At 40.0% G+C, this 20251-nt stretch carries 26 protein-coding genes and 2 pseudogenes; 1 reads left to right on the forward strand and 27 read right to left on the reverse strand.

Annotated features, from left to right (window positions below; translation table 11 throughout):
* Nucleotides 1-56: 56 nt before the first annotated feature.
* From M1G01_RS07435 to M1G01_RS07560, 27 genes and pseudogenes are all read right to left on the reverse strand, one after another.
* Nucleotides 57-311 carry a DUF1912 family protein gene (locus tag M1G01_RS07435; protein ID WP_000119707.1) on the reverse strand — a complete coding sequence of 85 codons (255 nt, stop codon included), beginning with the start codon at nucleotides 309-311 and terminating at the stop codon, nucleotides 57-59.
* Nucleotides 312-320: 9 nt separating this feature from the next.
* Nucleotides 321-1655, reverse strand: a complete 1335-nt coding sequence (locus tag M1G01_RS07440; protein ID WP_247931526.1) for a DUF438 domain-containing protein — start codon at nucleotides 1653-1655, stop codon at nucleotides 321-323.
* Nucleotides 1655-1888, reverse strand: coding sequence for a DUF1858 domain-containing protein (locus M1G01_RS07445; RefSeq protein WP_000368739.1), 234 nt, complete (start codon nucleotides 1886-1888; stop codon nucleotides 1655-1657). The genes M1G01_RS07440 and M1G01_RS07445 overlap by 1 nt, the downstream gene beginning before the upstream one ends.
* 260 nt (nucleotides 1889-2148) lie before the next feature.
* Nucleotides 2149-2331: a hypothetical protein gene (locus M1G01_RS07450; RefSeq protein ID WP_000505783.1), complete on the reverse strand. Its 183-nt coding sequence runs from the start codon at nucleotides 2329-2331 to the stop codon at nucleotides 2149-2151.
* Nucleotide 2332: 1 nt separating this feature from the next.
* Nucleotides 2333-3112, reverse strand: coding sequence for a hypothetical protein (locus tag M1G01_RS07455; protein WP_001118422.1), 780 nt, complete (start codon nucleotides 3110-3112; stop codon nucleotides 2333-2335).
* A gap of 257 nt (nucleotides 3113-3369) precedes the next feature.
* Nucleotides 3370-3720: a 30S ribosome-binding factor RbfA gene (gene rbfA, locus M1G01_RS07460; protein ID WP_001273599.1), complete on the reverse strand. Its 351-nt coding sequence runs from the start codon at nucleotides 3718-3720 to the stop codon at nucleotides 3370-3372.
* Nucleotides 3721-3885: 165 nt separating this feature from the next.
* Nucleotides 3886-6672: a translation initiation factor IF-2 gene (infB, locus tag M1G01_RS07465; protein ID WP_247931527.1), complete on the reverse strand. Its 2787-nt coding sequence runs from the start codon at nucleotides 6670-6672 to the stop codon at nucleotides 3886-3888.
* A 16-nt stretch (nucleotides 6673-6688) separates the two neighbouring features.
* Complete coding sequence (locus M1G01_RS07470; RefSeq protein WP_049485014.1) at nucleotides 6689-6988, reverse strand: YlxQ-related RNA-binding protein; 300 nt, start codon at nucleotides 6986-6988, stop codon at nucleotides 6689-6691.
* Nucleotides 6981-7274 (reverse strand): RNase P modulator RnpM, encoded by a 294-nt coding sequence (rnpM, locus tag M1G01_RS07475; protein WP_000857560.1) that lies wholly within the window; start codon nucleotides 7272-7274, stop codon nucleotides 6981-6983. Before rnpM ends, M1G01_RS07470 begins: the two co-directional genes overlap by 8 nt.
* A 21-nt stretch (nucleotides 7275-7295) precedes the next feature.
* The gene (gene nusA / locus M1G01_RS07480) at nucleotides 7296-8432 is read right to left on the reverse strand and encodes a transcription termination factor NusA (RefSeq protein ID WP_000032277.1); all 1137 of its coding nucleotides are present in this window, start codon (nucleotides 8430-8432) and stop codon (nucleotides 7296-7298) included.
* Between the two features lie 42 nt (nucleotides 8433-8474).
* Entirely contained in the window at nucleotides 8475-8954 is a 480-nt protein-coding gene (rimP, locus tag M1G01_RS07485) for a ribosome maturation factor RimP (RefSeq protein WP_247931600.1), read from the reverse strand.
* A gap of 126 nt (nucleotides 8955-9080) precedes the next feature.
* Entirely contained in the window at nucleotides 9081-9716 is a 636-nt protein-coding gene (trmB, locus tag M1G01_RS07490; RefSeq protein WP_247931528.1) for a tRNA (guanosine(46)-N7)-methyltransferase TrmB, read from the reverse strand.
* Entirely contained in the window at nucleotides 9713-10507 is a 795-nt protein-coding gene (ccrZ, locus tag M1G01_RS07495; RefSeq protein ID WP_000363019.1) for a cell cycle regulator CcrZ, read from the reverse strand. Before ccrZ ends, trmB begins: the two co-directional genes overlap by 4 nt.
* Before the next feature lie 163 nt (nucleotides 10508-10670).
* Nucleotides 10671-11282: a CPBP family intramembrane glutamic endopeptidase gene (locus tag M1G01_RS07500; protein WP_070800399.1), complete on the reverse strand. Its 612-nt coding sequence runs from the start codon at nucleotides 11280-11282 to the stop codon at nucleotides 10671-10673.
* Between the two features lie 30 nt (nucleotides 11283-11312).
* On the reverse strand, nucleotides 11313-11561 hold the full coding sequence (gene blpZ / locus M1G01_RS07505) for an immunity protein BlpZ (protein WP_061454541.1): 249 nt from the start codon (nucleotides 11559-11561) through the stop codon (nucleotides 11313-11315).
* A gap of 42 nt (nucleotides 11562-11603) precedes the next feature.
* Nucleotides 11604-12293 (reverse strand): CPBP family intramembrane glutamic endopeptidase, encoded by a 690-nt coding sequence (locus M1G01_RS07510; protein ID WP_070800398.1) that lies wholly within the window; start codon nucleotides 12291-12293, stop codon nucleotides 11604-11606.
* Nucleotides 12294-12324: 31 nt separating this feature from the next.
* Entirely contained in the window at nucleotides 12325-12558 is a 234-nt protein-coding gene (locus M1G01_RS07515) for a ComC/BlpC family leader-containing pheromone/bacteriocin (protein ID WP_282184880.1), read from the reverse strand.
* A 353-nt stretch (nucleotides 12559-12911) separates the two neighbouring features.
* Nucleotides 12912-13196 (reverse strand): annotated as a pseudogene (locus tag M1G01_RS07525) (CPBP family intramembrane glutamic endopeptidase); the annotation flags it as partial.
* Between the two features lie 576 nt (nucleotides 13197-13772).
* A complete protein-coding gene (locus tag M1G01_RS07530) occupies nucleotides 13773-13982 on the reverse strand; it encodes a bacteriocin (protein ID WP_247931529.1) in 210 nt (69 codons plus the stop codon).
* A gap of 15 nt (nucleotides 13983-13997) precedes the next feature.
* Complete coding sequence (locus M1G01_RS09650; RefSeq protein WP_282184881.1) at nucleotides 13998-14120, reverse strand: hypothetical protein; 123 nt, start codon at nucleotides 14118-14120, stop codon at nucleotides 13998-14000.
* Between the two features lie 48 nt (nucleotides 14121-14168).
* Nucleotides 14169-14246, reverse strand: coding sequence for a bacteriocin class II family protein (locus M1G01_RS09655; protein ID WP_345773263.1), 78 nt, complete (start codon nucleotides 14244-14246; stop codon nucleotides 14169-14171).
* A gap of 243 nt (nucleotides 14247-14489) precedes the next feature.
* Nucleotides 14490-14693, reverse strand: coding sequence for a Blp family class II bacteriocin (locus tag M1G01_RS07535; RefSeq protein WP_001099737.1), 204 nt, complete (start codon nucleotides 14691-14693; stop codon nucleotides 14490-14492).
* 15 nt (nucleotides 14694-14708) lie between these two features.
* The gene (blpM, locus tag M1G01_RS07540; protein WP_000379951.1) at nucleotides 14709-14963 is read right to left on the reverse strand and encodes a two-peptide bacteriocin subunit BlpM; all 255 of its coding nucleotides are present in this window, start codon (nucleotides 14961-14963) and stop codon (nucleotides 14709-14711) included.
* A gap of 250 nt (nucleotides 14964-15213) precedes the next feature.
* On the reverse strand, nucleotides 15214-16236 hold the full coding sequence (locus M1G01_RS07545; RefSeq protein ID WP_095726459.1) for a DUF6568 family protein: 1023 nt from the start codon (nucleotides 16234-16236) through the stop codon (nucleotides 15214-15216).
* A gap of 579 nt (nucleotides 16237-16815) precedes the next feature.
* Nucleotides 16816-17220, reverse strand: a pseudogene (locus M1G01_RS09675) (immunity protein).
* Between the two features lie 29 nt (nucleotides 17221-17249).
* Nucleotides 17250-17570: a role in replication gene (locus tag M1G01_RS07555; RefSeq protein ID WP_095726456.1), complete on the reverse strand. Its 321-nt coding sequence runs from the start codon at nucleotides 17568-17570 to the stop codon at nucleotides 17250-17252.
* A 14-nt stretch (nucleotides 17571-17584) separates the two neighbouring features.
* Nucleotides 17585-17812 carry a bacteriocin class II family protein gene (locus M1G01_RS07560; RefSeq protein ID WP_070800393.1) on the reverse strand — a complete coding sequence of 76 codons (228 nt, stop codon included), beginning with the start codon at nucleotides 17810-17812 and terminating at the stop codon, nucleotides 17585-17587.
* A gap of 284 nt (nucleotides 17813-18096) precedes the next feature.
* Here M1G01_RS07560 and blpA point away from each other — a divergent pair, with 284 nt between their 5' ends.
* Nucleotides 18097-20250 carry a peptide cleavage/export ABC transporter BlpA gene (gene blpA, locus M1G01_RS07565; RefSeq protein WP_095726455.1) on the forward strand — a complete coding sequence of 718 codons (2154 nt, stop codon included), beginning with the start codon at nucleotides 18097-18099 and terminating at the stop codon, nucleotides 20248-20250.
* Nucleotide 20251 lies beyond the last annotated feature (1 nt).

The raw sequence follows: 20251 nt of genomic DNA on the forward strand, positions 1-20251 counted from the left end.
TTTAATAAAAATATTTTATCAAGATTTTGGCAAAAAATCAAGAAAGTATCTGAATTTTAATAGTTTCGCTCACCAAACAAGCCTTCTGGCAGATCATGAAATCCCTTGCCTGCTTTGAAGTTTTCAAACTTACCCAGCAAGAACTGGTAGGCATCCAAGCGACTTTCGTAGCGAATCATGGCATCTTTGGCACGCTCGTCTTGATCTTCCTCGTAGACCTTTTGACTTTCCTTGTGCGCCATATCGTTGATCATAATCTGGGTATTGACCCAGGCTTCAAATTCCTTCATAAATTCCTGTTCGTAACTCATTGATTCTCCTTATTCTAATCCACGGAAATAGTCCGTATCAATCTCACGGTAGGGCTGAATATCCTGAACATACTCTAGCACGCCTTGGAATTCCCCGTTTTCATCGTGTACTGCGGCATAGGTAATGTGGACAAACTTGCCTCGCGACTCCGACTTGAACCACATCTCATACTTATCCTTGACCCCTTCACGAAGACCTTTCATAACGGCCTTCACCTTTTCTAGGTACTTGGGCGGATGGCAGAGTTCTACATTGCGCCCGACTTGGGACGACGTCCGTTTGAAAATCATCTCATCAGCTGGCGTATTGTCATTGTAATACTGGAAAATATCGTCTTTATTGACAAAGGTGATCTCCATAGGAAGGTGATTGAGGATGAGATTTGCCTGCTCGACGGAGAGATAGCCATTGCCAAAAGCCTGTTGACTATGGCGGTCCATCACTGCTTCCTTTTCCTTAGGGGTAAAGGTAATGGTAAACTGCCCTTCTGGTGTATCGATAACTTGCTGAACTTGACCCTCAGCCGTGTCTAGCTGCACGGGTTCCTCTGCGCTCTTTTCCTCAACGAAACTCTGGCGCTCTGGCACCCATTTTTCTGACGGACGGATGATGGCATAGCCATAAGCATCACTCTCCTCCGCAATCTGAAGCCAATCATCCTGAGTGAAGGACTCGAGGAGAATCATGAGAAGGATGGACTCTTCCTTGAAAATCATACTTTCAAACTCTGTCGCAAAAGCTTCAAAATCTTCTTTTACACTGCTAATCGACACTTCTGGTAGTGCCTTAGCCGTCGCTAGAGCTGTCTGAAAGAGTTCCCTAATCTGGTCATCCACTCCCCACATAACTTTGGGAGGTGAATCGTGTCCATAGCGCTCCATGATGGGGAAAAAGAGCTCTTCCTTGCGCTGGTAGTGGATATCAAATTGCCCCAAAAGCCCCATTTGACGGACCAAGCCCTTTCGCATCTCTGCCAGCATTTCCTCGTCTTCCATAGACTCATAGGTATCCAACAATCTTCGAATGCGAATCAAGGCTGCACGGAGGGCCAGATTTTCATCCTTGAAGACGCGAACTGGGTGACCTGGGTGCTCGGTATCCTCTACTTCAACGCCCTTAACAGCGTTTTTAAAAAGATTGGCATGGACATCGCAGAGTTCCATAACATCTTCAAAGGTGACACCTGAGTCTGAGTTAATCAGCTCGTGCTCCATGAGGGAAATCTCGATGGCTGACACACCTGTAAAGGTCGCATCAAAACGCTCCTGAACTGACTCAGGAGAGGCGCCATTGTGCAATTCTAACAAAATATCCCGTAGGATATGAATCCGTTCATCTGCCATTAGTCTAATCCAATCACTTCATAGCCGTTCGCTTCTAGCGTGCGGACAATCTTGTCCATAGGAGTTCCTTCGAGCTTAGAACCCTGCTTCAGCGATACTTTGCGACCGACTGTGTTGCGCATCAAGGGATTAGCAAGTGGTTTAAAACCCAGCTCCACTAGGATTTCCAAGACTTCTGGGTGCTTGTCTACCACTTCTGCAACGGGAATTGACACATCGATGATATTGTCCATGACGACCTCCATGTATGTTCTAATACTCAATGAAAATCAAAGAGCAAACTAGGAAGCTAGCCGCAGGTTGCTCAAAACAGTGTTTTGAGGTTGTGGATAGAACTGACGAAGTCAGTAACCATACCTACGGCAAGGTGAAGCTGACGTGGTTTGAAGAGATTTTCGAAGAGTATAAAATGATTTTACTGCTTATATTATACCATATGGGAAGAGATTAAAAAACTAGCAGAAGAGTTCCTGCTAGTTTCTTTCATTTCAAGTTATTCCTTATCATCTGGTTTTGCGAGCCACTGGGCTACATCCATCAACTTGTCAGCAAGCAGTACTTTCCCGAAACCTACTAGAGCATTGTCGTCTTTTTTCATGTTCTTCAGGACTTTGATGCTTTGCATCACAAAAAAGTAATTCCCGTAAGTCTTGGTCAGAATTTTAATGAATCCCATATTACTCTCCTTCGATGATTTCGACCTCTTTTCGGATAGTATCAACGTCTCTTTGATATTGCACTTCATTGTAGTTGACTAGCTTGGACAATTCCTGTTGCAATCTTTCTCCCATCGGTTTCATGGTCGCAAAGGTTAAGCCACCAGAAATGACTCCACCTAGGATAGGAATCACTTTCCCCATCCCTTTAGCTAGGCCTCCTTTTGTCAGATTGACACCAAAAATTTTCAAAACTTTTTCTAAAATTGGATACCAAAGAGTTTTTGTCAAGGCTTTCTTGTTCACTACTTTTATGACTTGCTTGGCTACTGTCACACCGCCTGATCGAAGCAGGGCACCTGCGCCATTTACTCCCAGCATCACACCGAGATACAGTAGGAGTGTGTTTTTAGCTTCCTCGCTTAACTCATTGCGCGATGCCCAGAGATCATCAAATCCGTAAATATACCCTAGTTCCTGAGCTAGCTTTAACGAAAAAGCGTAAAACTGGGCTACATCTGTCGGAATAGTAATCGCCATGACAAGGCCTCCAGGTAAACCTGCCAAAACCGAAGTTCCACTGGCTAACAGGACATTGTCCTTAATACAGGCCTTTGCCACGCGATCCAAGCTTTCCTGAGGTAACAAAGAAGTTGGCCCTTGTTCTAATAAGGTTGCAATATCCTTGCGATCTAATTCCTTGGAAAACTTTTCTACTAAAAATTTCTCTCGATCAACTTTGACTACGGGTAGTTTCACCACTTGTTGTAGTACTTGCATAGCTATATCTTGTTTAGCCATATATCTCTCCGTTTTTCATTTATATCAAGCTTTATCATATCATACTATTTGAAATTTACAAATTTTTTAAACTGCGTTTTACAAGGGCAATATATCGATGATTAGCAAACAAACTACTCCGACAAGAAAAAAGAGGGGAATCCCCTCTTTCTTATACTCAATGAAAATCAAAGAGCAAACTAGGAAGCTAGCCGCAGGCTGTACTTGAGTACGGAAAGGCGACGCTGACATGGTTTGAATTTGATTTTCGAAGAGTATTAGTTCTTATCCAGATTGCGTAGCATTGCGTCAATCTTGTTTCCATATTCGATGGACTCATCTTTGACGAAGGTTAAATCTGGGATTTTGTACAATTTCAAATTGCGACCAAGTTCACGTTTGATGGTACCAGTTGCTTTTTCAAGCCCGATTTGAGCTTTTTGGTTATCCGAAGCAAGGTTACTCAAAATGGTGTAGTAAACCTTGGCTACAGACAAGTCACCTAGCATCTGAACATCTGTGATGGTCACACCTTGGACACGCGGATCACGGACTTTCTTTTGCAAAATCTCATTGACTTCACGCTTGATTTCCATGCCCACACGATCCGTACGGAAATGATTTGCCATGATATTCCTTTCTCTACTTTGAACCAAAAGCTAGGCCAGCAGACCTAGCTATTTCTGTTAGATAGAGGAACTAGAGCCATTTGAATCTAGGAAACAAGCCTTTGATAGAACTAAAGTTCATCAAGGCGCTGTTGACAACGAGTCAAATGAGCTATCGTTTCTCTATTATCGTTTGATTTCTTCCATGACATAGGCCTCAATCACATCATCAGTCTTGATATCATTGTAGCCATCAATCATCAATCCACCTTCACGACCGTTTGTAACTTCTTTAACGTCGTCTTTGTAATGTTTCAAGCTTGCGAGTTCACCGTCATAGATAACGACACCGTCACGGATAACACGGACTTTCGAGTCACGGGTAACCTTACCGTTGATAACCATGAATCCACCGATGGTTCCCACTTTAGATACCTTGAAGGTTTCACGGATAACTGCTTCACCGATAACTTTTTCTTCAAATTCTGGGTCAAGCATCCCTTTCATAGCTTCTTCCATCTCTTCGATAACCTTGTAAATAATGCTGTGGAGACGGATTTCTACATCGTCAGCTTCCGCTTGTTGACGAGCTTGTGGTGTAGGGCGTACGTTGAAACCAACGATAAAGGCATTTGAAGCTTCGGCAAGAGTCACGTCAGATTCATTGATGGCACCGACCGCTGAGTGAACGATGGTAACTTTGACACCTTCTACGTCAATCTTTTGAAGTGAGGCAGAAAGGGCTTCAACAGAACCTTGTACGTCGGCCTTGATGATGACATTAACTGACTTGAGCTCACCAGCTTTAAGTGTATCAAAGAGGTTTTCAAGGCTGACACGTTGGGTAGCTTGGCGTTGTTTCATGAGGGCACGTTTTGCACGCTCTTCACCTGCTGCACGCGCAGATTTTTCATCTTCGTAAACGGCAAAGTGGTCACCCGCCATTGGCGCTTCGTTCAAACCTGTGATAGAAACTGGTGTTGATGGGCCTGCAACCTTGACACGACGACCAAGGTCATTGGTCATAGCACGGACACGACCGAAGGTATTTCCGACAACGATTGGGTCTTGGACATTCAAGGTACCTTGTTGCACAAGAAGGGTTGCGACCGCACCTTTCCCTTTATCCAAACGAGCTTCGATAACTGTACCGATCGCACGCACTGTTGGGTCTGCCTTGAGTTCTTGGATTTCAGCTACAAGAAGGACTGTTTCCAACAATTCTTCGATATTTTGGTTGAATTTAGCTGAGATTTCAACAAATTCAGAATCTCCACCCCAAGCTGTTGACATAACCCCATGCTCAGCCAATTCACCGATAACGCGTTCTGGGTTGGCACCTGGTTTATCAATCTTGTTGATAGCCACGATAATTGGAACGTTGGCCGCTTTTGAGTGGTTGATGGCTTCGATAGTCTGAGGCATAACCCCATCGTCGGCCGCTACGACCAAGATGGTAATATCGGTAACAGATGCACCACGCGCACGCATAGAAGTAAAGGCCGCGTGTCCTGGTGTATCAAGGAAGGTGATCTTCTTGCCATTTTCCACAATTTGGTAGGCACCGATATGCTGAGTGATACCACCTGCTTCACCTGTCGCAACACGAGAGTTACGAAGGGTATCCAAGAGGGTTGTTTTACCATGGTCAACGTGTCCCATGATGGTTACAACTGGTGGACGCTCAACCAATTCATCTTCGTTAAGATAGCCATCTTCGACAAAGAAACGTTCGATGTCGGCATTATCCACTTCAATCTTTTGTTTGGCTTCAATACCATAATCCACCATGAGGAGTTCAATGGTTTCCCCATCCAAGGATTGGTTTTGTGTAGCCATGACACCCATCATAAAGAGTTTCTTAACGATTTCAGCTGGTTCACGTTTGATACGTTTTGCGATTTCCGCAACAGTCATACCATCTGTATACTCAAATTCTGTTGGCAATTCATGGAACTTACGCTCTGTAACAGGTTTTGGAGTCTGGTTACGGTTGTTTTGCTTGTTCCCTTTTTTATTTTTCTTGTTGTTATTCCAGTTACTATTTCTTTGATTTCTCACTTGATTCTGACTACTTCGATTCTTTTGTTGTTTTCTAGGACCATCTTCTTCGTGATCATAATCGTCACGTTCTTTGTCTGGTCGAGCTTGTTTTTTACGACGTGTATCCACTGGCGCTTCTTTCGCTACAGGAGCTACTGTTACAGCTGGCTGCGTTTGTTCAGCTAGCTTAGCAGCTTCTTCAAAGATTTCCTCTGGCTCCTTGCGTTTGTTAGCTTGAGCCAAGGCTTCTTTGGCAGCTTGCGATTGTTTGAAGCGCTCCTCGCTTGAGCGTGCGTACTCTGCATTTTGCTCTGCTTTTAGGGCTGCTGCACGGGCTTTAAAGTCAACACGTGGACCACCTTGCTTGGGCTGGAAGTCTTGTTGCTGACGGCGATCATTGCCACGATTCCCTTGACCTTGTGGTTTTTTCCCTTGGTCGTTGAATCGGCGATTGTCGCGGTTCCCTTGACCAGGTTTACCACCATTACGGCCGTCATTTTTCTGACGGTTGCCGTTTTGTTGTTGGTCACGGTTGTTGCCCTTGTTTTGTTTGCGTCGCTCTGCCTGCTCTTTGGCACGCGCCTCACGCTCCGCCTTGAAGTTTCGACTCTGTGGTCTTGCGGCCACTACTTTTTCTTCCTTAGGAGCTGCAGGTGTAGCTGATTTGCTTTCTTCCTTTGCGGCAGCTGGTTTAGATGATGCAGGCTTTTCAGCTTTCTTTTCTACACTTGCTTTTGGTGCTGCAGGTTTTGCTTCTGCCTTAGGAGCAGGTGCAGGTTTAAAGCTAGCTGCGATTTGCTCAGCAGCAGCAGCTTCCACGCTCGATGAGTGGCTTTTCACATCCAAGCCCAACTCTTTTGCACGCGCTACAACTTCTTTACTTTCTTTTCCAAGTTCTTTTGCGATTTCGTACAATCTTTTCTTAGACAAATCATGTCCTCCTCTTCTATTCCATAAGAGACCTCATTTTCTTTGTAAATCCAGCATCTGTCACAGCCAAAACCTTTCTCGATTTTCCGACTGCTATGCTTAATTCCAGTGTTGAAAACACGGTTATAACTTCTACTTGATAATAGTCACTTTTATCTTGAATCTTCTTGGTCAGATTGGGACCAGCATCATTGGCTAGAAAGACTAGCTTGGCTTTCTGGTCTTGGATGGCTTTAACCACCAATTCCTCACCCGATATGATCCGGCCTGCTCGTTGAGCAAGTCCCAAGAGATTACTTATCTTTTGCTTATTCAAGTCCTAACTCTCTTCTTTTCACTTTGTGATCAACATAGGCGATCAACTCGTCATAAAAGCTTTCTTCCACTTCCATGTTAAAGCTGCGGTTAAAGACTTTCTTCTTTTTTGCCTCTAGGGCTTCTGCATTGTCTAGCTTGATATAAGCGCCACGGCCATTGGCCTTGCCTGTCGGATCGATAAAGACCTGTCCTTCTTTGTTCTTGACAATGCGGAGCAAATCACGCTTATCAATCACTTCATTGGATACAACAGACTTGCGCAAAGGGATTTTTCTTGTTTTCATCTTTCCCTCCTCTAGCAGCTTTTATTCTTCGATCAATTCATCCGCAGCTGCGTAATCAACTTGACCTGCTTCTTCCATAGCTTCAAATTCGCTGGCAGACTTGATATCGATACGGTAACCCGTCAAGTGAGCCGCCAAGCGAACGTTTTGTCCACGACGACCGATAGCAAGAGAAAGCTTGTTATCAGGTACAACGACCAAGGCACGTTTGCTGTCGTTTTCATCAAAGATAACTTGGTCAACCTCTGCCGGTGCGATAGCATTGTAGATAAACTCAGCTGGATCTGCTACCCACTCGATAACGTCGATGTTTTCTTCGACAGGAATCATGCGGTCGCTCTTGGCGTCGTAGCGAGCTGGGTGGAATTTGCTGGTGATTTTCTTGATATTGGCACCACCACGTCCAACGATTGTCCCGATAGCGTCCACGTTTGGATTGTGGCTACGAACGGCAACTTTCGTACGGTCACCAGCTTCACGAGCCACGCTCATGATTTCAACAGTTCCATCATACACTTCTGGAATTTCTTGCTCCATCAAGCGTTTGATCATTTCAGGATGACTTCGGCTAACAAAGACGTTGACACCACGAGGGTTGTCTTCAACTTTATAAACGTAAACCTCAATACGGTCGTGGGAAGCAAAGACTTCTCCAGGGATTTGGTCCTGTTTTGACAATTGGGCTTCGATGCTACCAAGGTTAACATAAATGAAACGGTTGTCAAAGCGTTCTACCGTACCAGACATGATTTCTTGTTCATGTTCTTTGTAAGTATTGTAAGTGATAGCACGTGTTTGCTTGCGCATTTTTTCCATGATGGTTTGTTTAGCAGATTGGGCTGCTACACGACCAAACTCAGCTGGTGCTTCTTCAAACTTGATTTTGTCACCAAGTTCATAGGCTGAATTAATGGCAAGAGCATCTTTCAAGCTGATTTCCAAACGGCTATCAAATACTTCATCAACAACTTCACGAACAGTATAGACAGTAAAGTCACCTGTCTTTTCATTGAAGTCGATAGCTACGCTGTCAGATTGACCATAGCGTCTGCGATAAGCGGAACGAAGCGACTCTACTACTGCGTCGATGATGTCTTCTTTTTTGATTCCCTTGTCTTCTTCCAAAATGCGGAAGGCCTCTAGCATTTCTTTACTCATGTTCTTTTTACTTTTGAATCCTCAAAAGCTATCCTTTCTTTTCTATAGTTTTACTGCTAAACGTGCTTTTGATACTAAGTTATATGGAATTTGGACTGTTTTCTTGCGCGTTTTATCCATATATTCCATTGTCAACTCATCCTCTTCAAAGGATACCAAAGTTCCTTCAAAGACTTTTTGCTTATCGATGGCTTGGTAGAGCCCGACATGAATGTATTTCCCAACCGCTCCAGCGACAGCATCCTTGGTTTTCAAAGGACGTTCCAAGCCTGGACTGGTGATTTCTAGGAAATATTGTTCTGGGAAGGGATCAGGCTTGATGGTATCTAGGACAGGACTGATGATTTCTGTCAAGTCTGCCGTGTCGTTCAAGGTAATTCCTTCAGGTTTATCTACAAAAATACTGAGAATCATGTCACTGCCAATCTTTCCATACTCGATATCCACGAGTTCGAAAGGCGCTTGGATGACAGGTTCTACAACTTCTCTGACTAATTCTACGATTGTTGCGATTGCGTCCACCTCCTCATAAGCAAGAGGCGAAGATATTTCCCCGCCTCTCTTTCTCATATTCTTACTATCAGTATAGCACGTTTGTCAATTTATGTAAAGCATTAGCACTCAAACAGCTGGTTTTCAAGCTATTTCTTAAAATTCTGCTTCAACTCGGTAGATCACTTGACCTTTGCTGGAGAATTTTTGCTCATATTCCGTCATGACATTGCCTTCAAAATCACTGGCATGCAAGTCTAGCCAAACACCATTGATTTTCATCCCATACTGAGAAAAGCTTACCAAGCTGTACTCAAACAAGCCACGATTGTCTGTCTTGAAATGGATTTCCCCATTCTCAGGCAAGATGCGCTTGAAGGTATCCAAGAAACTCTTGTAAGTCAAACGACGTTTTTCATGGCGTTTTTTAGGCCAGGGATCTGAAAAGTTTAGGTAGAGGCGATCAATCTCACCGTCTTCAAAGTAGTCAGTCAAATCTGAACCATCTACCCACAGCAACTTGATGTTGGGCACTCCAACTTCTAATACCTTATCCAAGGCATAACTCAATACCGACTTTTGGATATCAATCCCGATGTAGTTGATGTCAGGATTTTGCTTGGCCATTCCTGATACGAAGGCCCCTTTCCCACTTCCAACTTCAACATGAATAGGATGATCATTTCCAAACAAGTCTCGCCATTGCCCTTTTGCTTCCAAGGGATTGAGGACTACATACTGGGGATTGGCCTCTAGTAATTCTGTCGCCCCTTTACGATTTCTAACTCTCATCTCTTCTTTCCATACTTATCACGGAAGACACGCAAGGCATAAATCTCCCGGTTTACATTGTCTAAATCTTGATTTTCACAGTATTTGGCAATCTGGTTCAAATAAGAATACTGACCATACCAATACAATTTATCTAACACTGTCTGATTGTACTTATAGCCGTAGTCTCTCAACCATTGGCGCCACTGATGATCCGGAATGTAGTGGCATAGCAAATGCGCCACATCAAACATACGATCCGTCAGACGAACCGAATCCCAATCCACTAGATAAACGAGTCCACTCTCTGTCTCAATCCAATTACTATGACGAAGATCCCCATGCACAATCGTTGCATGGTCTTCTCTAAAACCTGGAACCGTCTTACCTAGCTCCGCAATCACACTGTTCAAATAGTGGTTCTGCTTCAAGATTTCTGGAACTCCTTGCTGCCAAGAACGTAGCAAATCAACTGGTGTTTCCATGGTATATCCCAAACGGCTCAACTGCTTCATCAAGGGACGCGAGCGGTGAAGACGGTTCAAGATATTGATAATCTGCTTGCGATTCATATCGTAAGGGGTCAAGATTTTGCCCGTCAGCCATTCCTGAGCACACATATCACGGCCATCTGGCAAACGACGAGTCCATAGTAATTGAGGAGCGATTTGTTCTCTGGCTAGGCCAGGTAGGATTGGAGAGGTGTTCATTTTTACAAAGACGCGCTTCCCATCAGGGTAGCTTCCCATATAAGCTTTGCCGCTCTTCCCAGGGATAGGGGTCAGCGTTAGCTCATTATCACCCAAGTCCATTTCTTTCCTCCGTATAAAGTTTCCTTACTATTCTACTAGTTTTTGGTCTATTCGTCAACCGCTTCACACCCGATTCCCAAAGAAAAGCATCTCAATTGATTCAGGCTATCATTATAGCTTAAAGAAGGCAAGCACCGTCTTTCTGCTTACCTTTTCATGATTTTTAGAAATAAGTTAAAAGTGGCAAACTGTTGTAAGACATGTGGACTAGAGTAGAAACCCACAAATTTTGGCTCTTTTTGTAAGCAAAGCCCAGCAACAAGCTCCCAAGTAGATAATAGAAAAACGAAGGCACATCATAAGGTTCATGCATGAAAGAAAAGAGAGAGGAAGTCAGTACAAGCCCTAACCAAGAATTTTCAAATATAGCCCCCTGAAGAAGTCCTCTGAACATGAGTTCCTCCTGGATTGGTCCCAAAACTATAACACTTACAATAAAGGAAAGCGGAAGCCCTTTACTCGTTTCCTCAAGGTGTTGAGCCGAGGCACCAGATGCAACTGAGAAAAAAGCATAATAGCCTATATTTACCAGCACCGTGAGAAGAAAGATTCCAATGAACAGCAAGAGTTGTTTCTTACTTAAAATCCCAAAAGAAATCATATCAAACCATCTCGCATAGCCAAAACTAAGGAAAAGCAAGAGACTCTTTATAATAATGAATGTGTACTGGTGTTGAAAATAATCCCCTTGATTAATGGAATAACCCGCTGCACCAACGATTGCAAATACTAAAAATCCAAAAAACAAGGCATGACACTTATTGAAAATGGCCATAAAGCTATCCTCCTCAACAAACAAACTTTCCTACAAGTCATCCTTTAGCTCTAGTCTTTCCAAAACAAACCATTTTAGTAACCAAAATCCGATAACATAACCAGCTCCTAAGAATATAGCCATAAAAGCTAACATGGGATTCAGGGAAGAAAAGACCGCCGCAGATACAAAGGTTAACACAAAAACATTAAAGGCAATGGTATCAGAAGCCAAGACTAGAATATAAGGTGTCAACCAGTCTAAAGTTTTTGAATCTAGAAAAAATAAGTGTTTATACATGATGAACTCCTCTATGGCTGAAAAGTAAACCTTTTGGTTTTTTCACCCCAAGACCCTATGTAGAAAAGTGAGCAAAAATGGTAATGTCGCTACGATATTATTGATAACATGCACCGCATAGGATGGATAAATGCTCTTGGTATAGCGGGTCAAACCAGCAAAGATGATTCCAACTGTTGCAAAGACGAAGATATCTAACAGACTAGGTAGGCTTGAAAAATGAGGGAGAGCAAATAAAATAGAAGGAAGAAGCAAATCAAGACCAAATCGCGAATGCTTAAAGAAAGCGTGTTGCAGTAATCCTCTATAGATTAACTCTTCCATCAGTGGAACCAGAAAGAACAGGGCTATATAAATACCTAGCTCTGCAAAGTTAGTCCCACTATAACCAATCAATACAGCCCAACCTTCCGCAGTTGACTGAACATGTTTAGCTGTCTGAACGTTAAAAGAGATCTGGAACACTACCACTAATACTGTCAAAATCGAATACCAAAACCATTTTTTTCTTGGAATGCGAAAGAGATAACCATGGCCTGTCTTAACAAGAACCACAATCATGACTCCAATAAAAAGTAAACTCAAGATATTTTGAATCCAGAATAAATTGCCTATCTGAGAAGAAAATTGCCAATAGTTTTGGACGATAAGCGTCAGCTGAGAAAGACCAAATACGAAAAATAGGTAGGATAAAATTGCACTTGTTTTGAATAGAAGCTGATACTTTTTCATAGAAATTCTTCCTCATTTCTTATATTTCAGCCTATATTCCACATAAATGAAAACCTGCTCCTATATAACCAAGGTCACGATAACCACGCGGGCAGTACCCACTTACTGGGAAAGGACCTGAATTTTTTAATATAGAAGGGTAAGAACCAAATGGACTGTCCTGATAAGCATACCCTCTATAAATACCAGATACATCCCCACCCTCTATATGATCAAGCATCTCAGTATCCATAATTTCAAATTGTGACAACACTTTTGTATCCATGACAAATACTCCTTTTTTATTTTTAATTTTTGTCTTGTTACAACTTTGACAAGTTTAGTATATCATCGTTTATTAATTTTTTTCATCCAAATCTTGAATTGTCATCGAAACATCTTGAATTACTCAAAGAGCACAATCTTCCCAATCAACTAATAAGAAGAGACTGGGACAAAAAGATTTTGATTTTAGGAATTCTATATTATAAATTTTTAAAATCGATAGATTAGACAAAAAAGCGAACAAGACAGAATTCTGAGTGTTAGATAACTGATTTTGTTCGCTTTTTATATTTAAGATTAGACTTTTGTCCCAGTCTCTTCTTAGAATCGATAATTATTTTTACTCCACTATTTTTAGCTAAATATCCTGTGTAAAAAAGTCAGCAAAAATGGTGATGTCGCGACAATATTATTGATAACATGCACCGCATAAGATGGATAAATGCTCTTGGTATAGCGGGTCAAACCGGCAAGGATGATTCCAAATGTTGCAAAGACGGAAATATCTAACAAACTAGGTAGGCTTGAAAAATGAGGAAGTGCAAATAAAATGGAAGGAAGGAGCAAATCAAGGCCAAATCGCGAATGTTTAAAAAAGGCGTGTTGAAGTAATCCTCTATAGATTAACTCTTCCATCAGTATACCTATTTGTGCTTTAGAGTGTGAAGCCACTTTATCCTCTAAACGTGTCTTACTATAACATTCCTGTTCTTTAAGCCACGATTTCGCTATGCCTTCTTCTCCCCGCTACCTCACGATAGTCAGGCTTGAGAATCGCTATTGAATTCACCGGTAGCGGGTGCACACGGAGGACTTACACATCAAATACACGACATGCCCATCGTACTCAAAAAAGAAAGGACGAAATTCGTCTTTTCTCGATCTTAGCTTTTCTTCAACTCACTACAGTTGACAATGAGCCAAAGGATAGTTAATAACCTATTGAAGTGTCAAATGTTGCTAACTCCATTTATCTTCAAATTTAAATAGACACATTATCGGAGTTATCAGTAAGAAAAAATCTAACCAGTTCAGATAATTCATAATATAGGATATAATACCAGCCATAACGAAAAGATACAAAGCTGTACGATATCCTCTCTTTGGGTTTTTATCAGCCTTGGTGTTAAAAATAATGTACACACAACAAATTGCAATGAGTATAAGCTGAATCATAGTTTCATTTAACATATCAACACCCATTCCTTTTTAAAACTATTTTGGTGGTCTCAATCCATAAGCTAAAATGCCACCTACTGTAGCGCCCCCTGTTGCGCAAATCAAGTAAGCTCGAGGGTCTCCAGCAATACAAGATTGTCCTGCCTGAAATGCACCCGACAAGGCTCCTACAACTACATCTCCTCCCAATCTACCTCCAGAAATATTACTTAATTCTTGATTATCTACTATTTTGTAATTAAACATAATTTCTATTCCCTTCTATGGCCAAATATTATCAGCAATTGCAGTAAAAGTACCACCAAGTTTAGCTCCAGCCCAAGCACAGCCAGCAGTCATAGCCCATGCGGAACCACTAGTAAGGAGCCCTCCTACCGTACACATAGCAACTCCGATACCTGCTCCATAGACAGTTCCTTTTCCTACTGTTCCTCAATCAGTTCCTCCCTCAATGCTAGCCAGCATTTCAGTATCCACAATCTTAAATTGTTCCATCATTTTTGTATTCATATCGTATATAACTTTTCAGTTACGGAACAAGTTTAATATAAAAATTATCAAAAAAACATAGGCAATGAAGAGAAAAAATAATTTATCATAGATTAGAAATAATATGACAAAACAATTCAATGATGTTAATTCAATAGTCTTTTGTTTTTTATCAGAGGTACTTATAGATAGATAAATAAGATATGTTTGGAAAGCGAAGAGAATTATATAGAATACAGCCTTCATAAAATATATCTTCCATTTTTATGATGTAGCACTATAGGCTAAATATCCACAAATCAATGCTCCTCCAATTCCTCCTATTGCAGCGCCCCATGGTCCTAGAAACTTCCCATATTTCACTCCACCCGCTGCACAACCTAAAGCAGCAACTACAGCCGCTCCTCCGGAATTACCTCCATAAATCTCACTTAACATTGTTTCATCTACATTATAATAAGTATTCATACAAATCTCCTTTTATCAAAATCCACCCGTTGCACCTGTTACTCCTGCCCAAAGAGCCACACCAAATTTAGCTCCTATGTATCCACATGCTCCCATAAATGGCGCTCCAACACCACTCGCAGCACAAATGGCTGTTCCTAAGCCCCAGCCACCAAAAGCTGCACCACCACCTTCTAAGACATTAGTTTGCCAATTATTCTTGCCTCCTTCAATACTGGATAACATAGTTATATCCATTTCATGAAATTGTCCTATCATTTTTGTATCCATAACGAATACCTCCATTTTAATCTTAATTTTAATTTTTGTCTTGTTGCAACTTTGACAAGTTTAGTATATCACTGTATATTATATTTTTTCATCCAAATCTTGAATTGCCATCGAAACGTCTTGAATTGTTAAAAAATTTAAAAAGCAAGCATTAAAAACATGCTTGCCCTTTCACTCTTGTCTATAGGCAAATTCTAGCCATATGTTATTACAAACAAATAATATCATTGCACCTGTTTACCATCTATTTTTATTTATGAATTTTTTGTTTCACTTTAATCATTATAGAAGTCATAAGAAACGCGACAGCTAGCCGAATCAGTTGGTAACTTTCTTCCTCTCCTGTTTTCGGTAATAATTTTTCATTCGAAGTAATAGATTGGCTTCCCTTAACATCGGTTAAAGGAGTTTTATTTTCTTGAGCAGCATCAAAAATAGGTTTGAGAGTTTCCAATTGATTCTTATTGTCTAACATTGCTAAATCGCCAGATTGAGTAGTTTTAGCTTTGGAAGTTGAGTTTATACTCTCCACTTTCCCGCTATTTTCACTATTAGAATTGGGATTATCATTGGATATTTTCATTTCGGTTCTTTTTTCATCACTCATACCTTTGCTTTCACTTACAACTTTATCACTAGTACTCATGCTGTCATTTCTGGTTTTCTCATCATGCACATTTTCAGTTACTGTTTCCTCGGACGATGCTATTGTTTCCGTTTGCTTAGGTGAGTTTCTCGAGTACATATAATCATAAACCTGTTGTGCAGTCGCTCCGCCACCAACCCATCCAGATATCGGATGTCCATTTCTTAAATACAAAATTGTTGGTGTTCCTGGAATACCGACTTTTTTAAATAGAAACTCTCTCGCTTCCCCGTCAAAATCTTTACCATCCAAATCATAATACTCTAACTTCTTTTCAATCAGGTTATTAAATTCTTTCAATTCAGGAGAAAATTGACGACAATGAGAGCATGTTTTTCTACCAAAATATATAGTATGTTCCAATTGGTCCCCGGTAAAAGATTGACGAACGGCTTCAATATCTATCTTTTTAAATTCCGCAACATTCTGCTCATACTCTTCTGGGGTTACAATAGAAGGTTTATTCTCCACCTTTTCCTTAGTCGATGGCAAATCTGGTGCCACAAGAGAACTATCATTCGCCTGGATAGATGAAGTAGTCTGTTCTTCTGCATATACAGCACCTGTAGTAATAGATGCAAATACAAGTGGTACAAGTAATAGCGATTTTATCTTTTGTTTCTTCATAAGAATACTCCTTTACATTTGTTGTCTTTATCTTACCTTATTTAAGATTACAAATTCATATAAATCTTAAATGGTCATCAAAACATCTTGAATTGCAAAAACTTCATTAAAAAGGTAAGCATTTCGAAAACACTTACCCTTTTATACTTCATTAACCTCTACTTTTTATAATACTTCAACCCCCAAACGAAAGGAAGATGTTCCGTTTTTTAGCAAGAAAAGTTTTCATTTCTTTGCTCCTTTCTTTTTAGTTAAAGCAAAATAGATCATAACTGCAATCACATAAGCTATGGTATAAAATAGCTGATACCAAATACTTTCCCTAAGCGGATAAAGAAAGAGGGACATGATTAGATACAAGATGAAAATGATAAGTATTTTTTTCTTCATAAGATTTCCTCCTAAATGTGTGATTTATCTTAGTTGAGCAAGAACCTTTACACTGCTAGTATAGCACTCATTTTGACCTTGGATTACTCAAATCATGAATGGTCATCGAAACATCTTGAATTGCAAAAACTTCATTATAAAAGGGGTAAGTATTTCAAAAAAACTGACCCCTTTATACTTCATTAAGCTCTACTTTTTATAATACTTCAACCCCCAAACGAGCAGAAGCGTGATAATAAAGCATAGAATAGCTCCAATATAGGCGATTAGTTGTTGATAGGATTCTACTGCTGTGATACCTCTATACAAACAGATAATAGTCATAAAACATGTCAATCCTACGAACATTAGTTGATTGGCTCTAGGACTTATCAAACCATCATCTTCAAATTTTTTCACTCTCATTTACCTAGTGAGATAAACAACAGCCAAAATAGAAGTCAAGTTGATAACCACTAAAATAAATTGGTAGACTAAGGAAAAATTTAAAAATTGACGAGAGAGAAATAGATAAGTAGAGATTAGCAAAGGCAACTGACCTAGAAACAATCTCGTTAGAAATACGTTGCGTTTTTTAGCAAATATTTTTTCCATACCTAAACTCCATTACAATTAAATGATATCTAATCATTTTCTAAAATTTGATAACTTTTGTGAAATGTTTTAGCAGAAACAACTCTATGATTGGTGATATCTAGATAATCACCTGGGTAACCAAGAACATATATACCATAACCAGCGAATCCTCCTCCAACTGTTCCAACCAGACCAAACTTGATATTAGTTGTGAGAGAAGTATTAAGAGCCGCCATAAGAATGCGCACATGATTATCCAACCAAACCATATAATTTTTTTGAAAAGCTTCCTCTACCCAACTTGGTTTAGGAGTTGCTTGACCAATTTCCCAAACATCAACAATTTGATTCCCATATTTTGCCTTCATAGCTTCAATCCTTTTTAAATACCATTACATGAGTTTGGAGTTCCCCCTATACCATAAGGACTACATGGTTTCGAAGGATGTCTAATAGGCCACTTACCATTTAATTGATCCAAAGTTGGAGACGGTGCTAGTCCACCCAATAAACCAGAAAGCATATCTCCCCAACCTCCGAAACCTCCTTCAACTTTCGCAAGCATATCAGTATCCATAATCTCAAATTGTTCCATCATTTTTGTATTCATGACAAATACTCCTTTTTTTATTTTTAATTTTTTGTCCTGTTGCAACTTTGACAAGTTTAGTATATCATTGTTTGTTAAAGTTTTTCATCCAAATCTTGAATTGTCATCGAAACGTCTTGAATTAGCTTTTTATTTCAAAATACACCTATAGATTTTTAAAGAAAGATAGTTTCTAATCACTTTTTTACCATTCAGGAAGTTTCAATGACAATTCAAGATTTTATAAAATATGAACTTAGTATCATGGTATAATAAATTCATATTTTATATGAAAGGATTTGCCAATGACTTCTTATAAACATACATTTGTTCCTCAAATAGATGCTAGAGACTGTGGTGTCGCTGCCTTAGCCTCGATTGCTAAATTCTATGGTTCAGATTTTTCTCTAGCTCACTTGAGAGAACTTGCAAAGACCAACAAAGAAGGGACGACTGCTCTTGGCATTGTAAAAGCCGCAAATGAAATGGGATTTGAAACAAGGCCTGTTCAAGCAGATAAAACGCTCTTTGACATGAGTGATGTCCCCTATCCATTTATCGTTCACGTTAACAAAGAAGGGAAACTCCAACATTACTATGTTGTCTATCAAACAAAGAAAGACTATCTGATTATTGGTGATCCTGACCCTTCTGTAAAAATCACAAAAATGTCAAAAGAACGCTTTTTCTCTGAATGGACTGGAGTAGCTATTTTTCTAGCTCCCAAACCCAGCTATCAACCCCATAAAGATAAAAAGAATGGTCTACTGAGCTTCCTCCCTCTGATTTTCAAACAAAAATCTCTCATTGCTTACATTGTTCTCTCAAGCTTATTAGTCACTATTATCAATATCGGTGGTTCTTATTATCTCCAAGGAATCTTAGATGAATACATCCCAAATCAGATGAAATCAACTTTAGGAATTATCTCAATTGGTCTAATTATCACCTATATCCTCCAACAAGCCATGAGCTTCTCCAGAGATTATCTCCTAACTGTTCTGAGTCAGAGATTAAGTATTGATGTGATTTTATCCTATATTCGCCATATTTTTGAACTTCCTATGTCTTTCTTTGCGACACGTCGTACAGGAGAAATCATTTCACGGTTCACAGATGCTAACTCTATTATAGATGCCTTGGCTTCTACCATTCTTTCTCTTTTTCTGGATGTTTCTATTCTGATTCTTGTAGGGGGCGTCTTACTGGCACAAAACCCTAATCTCTTCCTTCTTTCTCTTATTTCCATTCCTATATACATGTTCATCATCTTTTCTTTTATGAAGCCTTTCGAAAAAATGAACCATGATGTCATGCAAAGTAATTCTATGGTTAGCTCTGCTATTATCGAAGATATCAACGGGATTGAAACTATAAAGTCGCTCACGAGTGAAGAAAATCGCTATCAAAATATAGACAGCGAATTTGTAGATTATTTGGAAAAATCCTTTAAACTTACTAAATATTCTATTTTACAAACTAATTTAAAGCAAGGAACAAAGTTAGTTCTTAATATCTTTATCCTATGGTTTGGTGCTCAATTAGTCATGTCGAGTAAAATTTCTATCGGTCAGCTGATTACCTTTAATACACTTCTTTCTTACTTTACAACTCCTATGGAAAATATTATCAACCTCCAAACCAAACTCCAATCTGCGAAGGTTGCTAATAACCGCTTGAACGAGGTCTATTTAGTCGAATCTGAATTTCAAGTTCAAGAAAACTCTGTTCATTCACATTTTTTGATGGGCGATATTGAATTTGATGACCTTTCTTATAAGTATGGTTTTGGGCGAGATACCTTAACGGATATTAATCTAACGATTAAACAAGGAGATAAGGTCAGCCTGGTTGGAGTTAGTGGTTCTGGTAAAACAACTTTAGCCAAAATGATTGTCAATTTCTTTGAACCTTACAAAGGACATATTTCCATCAATCATCAGGATATTAAAAATATTGATAAAAAAGTCTTGCGCCGTCATATTAATTACCTGCCCCAACAAGCCTATATCTTTAATGGCTCTATCTTGGAAAACTTAACCTTGGGTGGTAATAATATGATTAGCCAAGAAGATATTCTAAAAGCTTGCGAATTAGCTGAAATCCGTCAAGATATTGAAAGAATGCCTATGGGCTATCAAACTCAACTTTCTGATGGAGCAGGTCTGTCAGGAGGACAGAAGCAACGAATCGCCCTCGCTCGTGCTCTTTTAACTAAATCTCCTGTTTTAATACTAGATGAAGCTACTAGTGCTCTCGATGTTTTGACTGAGAAAAAGGTTATAGATAATCTTATGTCCCTAACTGATAAAACCATTCTCTTTGTAGCCCATCGTCTAAGTATAGCCGAACGGACTAACCGTGTCATTGTTCTTGACCAAGGGAAAATCATTGAAGTTGGTAGTCATCAAGAGTTAATACAGGCGCAAGGCTTCTACCATCATCTATTCAACAAATAAG

Origin of the sequence: Streptococcus oralis (assembly GCF_023110055.1) — a bacterium.
In the GTDB taxonomy this organism is placed as follows: Bacteria; Bacillota; Bacilli; order Lactobacillales; family Streptococcaceae; genus Streptococcus; species Streptococcus oralis_BY.